Source organism: Aureibaculum flavum, assembly GCF_016406085.1.
Lineage (GTDB): Bacteria > Bacteroidota > Bacteroidia > Flavobacteriales > Flavobacteriaceae > Aureibaculum > Aureibaculum flavum.
The window spans coordinates 1-1219 of sequence record NZ_JAEHFJ010000030.1 but is presented as its reverse complement, the minus strand read 5'-3'; the positions used below and the strand labels follow the sequence as shown (position 1 = coordinate 1219).

Below are 1219 nucleotides of genomic sequence, written 5' to 3'. Positions count from 1 at the left end.
AACAAAGAACTGTGGTAAAAAACAAGTAAAATTTGCTTAATTTACCACTAAAGTACTTCTGTAATTCTGATCGTAAGCTACCCTTGATTTAGCGATTGCAAAAGCCTGTTTTAAAAGCTTATTACAGACTGCAATTAAGGCTAATTTTTTACTCTTTCCTTTTGCTACAATTCTATCATAAAGTGCCTTGCAAGCTTGGTTATATTTACAAGCATTAAAACTACATAAGAAAAGTAAATTCCGAAGCTTTTGATTTCCTATTTTACTGATTCTGGGTCTTCCGTTTACACTACTTCCACTCTTCCGTATTACTGGTGTTAAACCAGCATAAGAACATAATTCTGATGCACTAGTAAAACGTTCAAACCCGTCTGTTAAAACTAATAACATCACGCTCGTTTTTCTTCCAATTCCAGGTATCGTTTCTAATAATGTTAGCAATTCTTGATTCTCCTTTTTTACCAATTCTATCAACTTTTCTTCTATCATATTCAGTTCTTTTTTTACTGCTTTTAAACTCCGCTTCAAAGAACTTAATACAATCTTACTTGGTACTCCCAATACCTCTTCTCCATGTATTTTATTTTTTAATGCTGTGCTCTGTTTTGTGTAAACACTCAGGATACGGACCATTTGCAAACATTCTTGTTGCTCTATATTTTGACCTTCCCACAATCGTAATTCTACACTTTCTGCATATTTACATATCATTTTTGAATCACTCTTGTCTGTCTTTATCTTAGATAGTTTCATCTGGATAAATCTTTTTACAGACAATGGGTTCTCTACGGATACCAACACTTCATTTTCTTGTAAAAAATAAGCTAGTTTATAATGATAATAACCCGTTGCTTCCATTACACAATGACTATTTTCATCTAACAACTTCATAAACTTTTTAAAGCCTTTGTAATCATTTCTAAATTGATAATGAACTTCTTTTTGATCTGTAACATCAAAGACATCTTTACTAATGTCGATTCCGTAAAATTTTGTACTTTTATTCATAATAAATCGATTTATTAAAGAACAATCTACGTTACTTTCTACTACTTAAAAACGAGGTCTTATAGCCTCAAACAACTGTACGAAATTTCTGTAGAAAAGAGAGGGGATTTTCAATGTTGACGAGATCGCAGTCTCTACGTATATAATAACCTTAATCCTCTCTTTTGTTCTTTATGGTTAATTCACTAAATTTATAAAATGTAAACTTAAG

At 31.2% G+C, this 1219-nt stretch carries 1 protein-coding gene; it reads right to left on the bottom strand.

Going from position 1 to position 1219, the window contains the following annotated elements:
- Positions 1-36 precede the first annotated feature (36 nt).
- On the bottom strand, positions 37-1008 hold the full coding sequence (locus JBL43_RS20125) for an IS110 family RNA-guided transposase (protein WP_198843143.1): 972 nt from the start codon (positions 1006-1008) through the stop codon (positions 37-39).
- Positions 1009-1219 lie beyond the last annotated feature (211 nt).